General features: G+C 70.1%; 3 protein-coding genes. 1 reads left to right on the top strand and 2 read right to left on the bottom strand.

The features are described 5' to 3' along the window. Positions 1 to 575: YoaK family protein (locus G3N96_RS38075; protein WP_206140431.1), on the bottom strand; the 575-nt coding region annotated here is incomplete at its 3' end. Between the two features lie 539 nt (positions 576 to 1,114). Here G3N96_RS38075 and G3N96_RS38070 point away from each other — a divergent pair. Further along, a complete protein-coding gene (locus tag G3N96_RS38070; RefSeq protein WP_241023028.1) occupies positions 1,115 to 2,017 on the top strand; it encodes a LysR substrate-binding domain-containing protein in 903 nt (300 codons plus the stop codon). Positions 2,018 to 2,062: 45 nt separating this feature from the next. Here the strand turns inward: G3N96_RS38070 and G3N96_RS38060 are convergent, their stop codons facing one another. After that, positions 2,063 to 3,331: an ATP-grasp domain-containing protein gene (locus G3N96_RS38060; protein WP_124581119.1), complete on the bottom strand. Its 1,269-nt coding sequence runs from the start codon at positions 3,329 to 3,331 to the stop codon at positions 2,063 to 2,065. Positions 3,332 to 3,504 lie beyond the last annotated feature (173 nt).

Below are 3,504 nucleotides of genomic sequence, written 5' to 3'. Positions count from 1 at the left end.
AGCCGCGCGCGTGCGGCGTCCCGTTCGGCCGGCGCGGCGATCGGCACGAGCCAGTCGAACGCATCGATGACGGCCTGCGTGACGTTGCCGGTCATCACCGTGTTGGCGACCACCGAGCGCGCGGTCAGCCGGCCATGCGCGTTCTGCACGCCCATCGCCGCCGCGCCGAGCAGCCCGCAGACGATCGTCGCGGGCGCGTCGGCGCTGCCGATCGGCGACGCCGCGATCCCCGCGAACATGAAGCCGGCGAGCAGGATCGCCTGCAACGCGTACAGCGAACCGGCCCGCGCGCCGTGACCGCGCACGCGCATCCGGTGGTCGAGCAGGCGCGCGGCCACGATCCCGGCGATGAACGCCGGAAACGCGAGCCACTTGATCAGCAGCCCCTGCCCGACCCCGGCCAGGCCCGAGCCGATCAGGATGAAGTTGCCGGTCACATGGGCGGTGAAGAGGCCGAACAGCGCGACGAAGCCGAGCGTGTCGACATAGCCCGCGATCGACGCGAGAAAAACGTCCTCGCCGGGCAGGCGATCGGGCGCGGCCGCGCCGGCGGCCGTGACTTGTCCAGGTTGCATGTCGTGGTTTCCGTGGTTTTGCCGGCGCAGCCCGCGTCCTGGACCTGTGCGGCCGGCGGGCACACCTGCGCCGGCACGAACGGGATCGCGTGCTCGCCGGGCACGATGCCTGGACGGACGGCGCCCGGCCCATGCGGCGGTTCGGTAGCAAGACTAGGGGGCGCGGACCTGAAAGTCATGGCGGCGAACTGAATTCTTCTGAAGCAACGCCAGTGTCGGAAGCTCGGCGCAACGCGGCAATCGAACGGGTCTGGAGCCTGCACGCGAGCCTCTTCCGTCTCGGCACGCGCAAGTGGGTATGCGGATTGCCGGTGCCCGACGATCTCGACGCCGAAATCGAACGGCGGGTCAACGCATTCCTGAACGGCACGCCTGCCGCACCGCAACACGTGGCATCCGGCTCATCCGCCACCCCCGCCAAACACCGCCGAGGTCGAGCGGCGGCGCACGCGTCACGCTGTCACCCAGGCCGCTTCAGAACAATTCAACCGCTGCGTCCGTGGTTTGCCCTATGCTCGGCCATCATCGGGAGACATCGGATGGAACACGGATCGGGCCGCAAGGCCGTCATCGTCGGCGGGTCGGTCGGCGGGCTGTTCGCCGCGACCGCACTGCGCGCAGCCGGCTGGGACGTCGGCGTATTCGAGCAATCACCGCACGACCTGGACAGCCGCGGCGGCGGCATCGTGCTGCAGCCGCCGATCGAGCGGGCGTTCGCATTCGGCAACGTACCGCTGCCGCGCGAGGCCGCCGTCGATTCGATCGACCGGATCTACGTCGATGCGCACGACCGCATCGTGCAACGCTTCGCGATGCCGCAAACGCAGACCGCGTGGAACGTGATCTACACGGCGTTGAAGCGCGCGCTGCCGGCCGGCGTCGTCCGTGCGGGCGACGCGTTCGAGCGATTCGAGCAGGACGGCGAGCGGATCGTCGCGCATTTCGCGAGCGGCCACGCCGAGGCGGCCGACCTGCTGATCGGTGCGGACGGCGGCCGCTCGGCGGTGCGTGCCCAGTTGATGCCGGACGTGCGGCCGACGTATGCAGGCTATGTCGCCTGGCGCGGGCTCGTCGACGAGCGGGTCCTGCCCGAACAGGTGCTGTATCTGTTGCGCGAGCGCTTCACGTTTCAGCAAGGCGACGCGCACCTGTTCCTCACCTATCTGGTGCCCGGTGCGGACGGCGCGATCGAGTCGGTGGCGTCGTTCGGCACGTTCGGCGCGATCCTCGGCTGCGTGGCGGCCGGCATGGGCGTCGCGATCCTGCCGAAGCGGATCACGACCGAGCACGTGGCGCGCAAGGAACTGCGCGCGCATGCGTTCGACGATCTCGACAGTGTGACGACCTATCTCGTCACGTCCGAAGCAGCGCCCGAGCTGCCCGAGCTCGATACATTGCGCGCGGTGCTCGGGCGGCAGGCGGGGGCGGCGCTCGGGCGCTAGCGGCGCGCACCTCGGCGCACCGCACCGCGCGCGGCGCCGATCGCGCTACGCCGGCGCAACCGCCCGTTCATCCGCGAAGAATTCAGCCTCGATCTCGCGAATCCGCCGGCAATCCTCCAGCAGCCGCTCGAACGTCGGGCTGTAAAGGCCGACGGTGCCGAGCGCCGTCTGCAGGTCGGTGGTCACGCGCAGCGTGTCGCCCACCCTGGCCCATTGCTTGAGCCCGACGAACGACGGCAGCGCCTGGATCGCCTGCCACGTGAAGTCCTGCCGCAGCACGCCGTTGCGCGACGACAGCAGCAGCACGTGCCCGCAGTAACCGCGGAAATCCGTCGGCGCGGCGACGTCACCGAACAGCCGCTCCGGATGCAGCACCGCTTCCACGGCAGCCGACACATGATTCTCGCCGCTGACCGCGCTCGTCAGCCGCGGATCGAGGCTGCCGTGCAGCCGCGCGTTCAGCTCGACGATCGTCGGGCCGTCGGCCGTATCGAACAGTTCGAGATGGGTCGGCCCGAAGCGCACGTCCAGCGCGTCGAGCACGGCGGCCGCGTAGTCGAGCAGCGGCGCGTAGCGCGGATCGGCGTGATTCAGCACCAGCATCTTGTCGAGCCGCGGCGCATGCGTGCGGTCGCGGTGCACTTCCCACAGGCTGACCACCCGGTGGCGGCCTTCGAACGACACCGAATCGACGATGTATTCCTGCCCCTCCGAATAGCTCTGGATCACGATGTCGTCGTTCGGCTGGTTGTACAGCGAACGGGTGGCCAGCACGTCGCGCGCGGCGGCCTCGACCTGGTCGAGCGTGCGGCAGATCTTCACGCCGGTCACGCCCGCGCTGCGCGCCGGCTTCACCACGAGCGGCAGCGTGCCGTACGCGCGTGCCCATTCGAGCGCGGCGTCGACCGACGTGCTGTGGAAATGGGCCGGGGCACGCAGGCCGGCCTGGCGAATCCGCTCGTTCATCGCGTACTTGTCGCGCCGCGCGGCCGACGTCGCGAGCGGATTGCGCGTCGGCACGTCGAGCCGCTCGGCGAGCGTGTCGGCCAGTTCGAGCGCCGCGTCGAGGCCGTGCAGCACCGCGCCGATCCGCAGGTCGCTCAACTGCGCGAGCGTCGCGTCGATATCGCCGTGATGCTGAATCTGGCGGATATAGTCGGACGGGACGAACTGGTTCCGGTAGATTTCCGGCAGGTCGGGGTCGCTGATCACGTGCGCGCAACGGATGCCGTAGGCGCGGAACGCGGGCGCCAGATAGGCGGCTGTCGACGCGCCGTCGACGATCAGGACGGTATCGATGAAACGATGCGGCATGGATTCCTCGCTGGGCTGGGGGGTCTGTTGAAGGGGGCTTGGGCTCAGGCCCGCGGGCCGCTATCGGGTGCACCGCGGGGCGCATCGCCGGGCCAGCGCGCGGCCAGCACGATGCACAGGGCGACGAGCACGGCCGCGACCGCGAACCCGCGCGCCGCGCCGGCCACGATCGC

Source organism: Burkholderia sp. Se-20373 (assembly GCF_017104705.1).
Taxonomy (GTDB): domain Bacteria; phylum Pseudomonadota; class Gammaproteobacteria; order Burkholderiales; family Burkholderiaceae; genus Burkholderia.
This window is presented reverse-complemented; position numbering and strand designations above follow the sequence as displayed.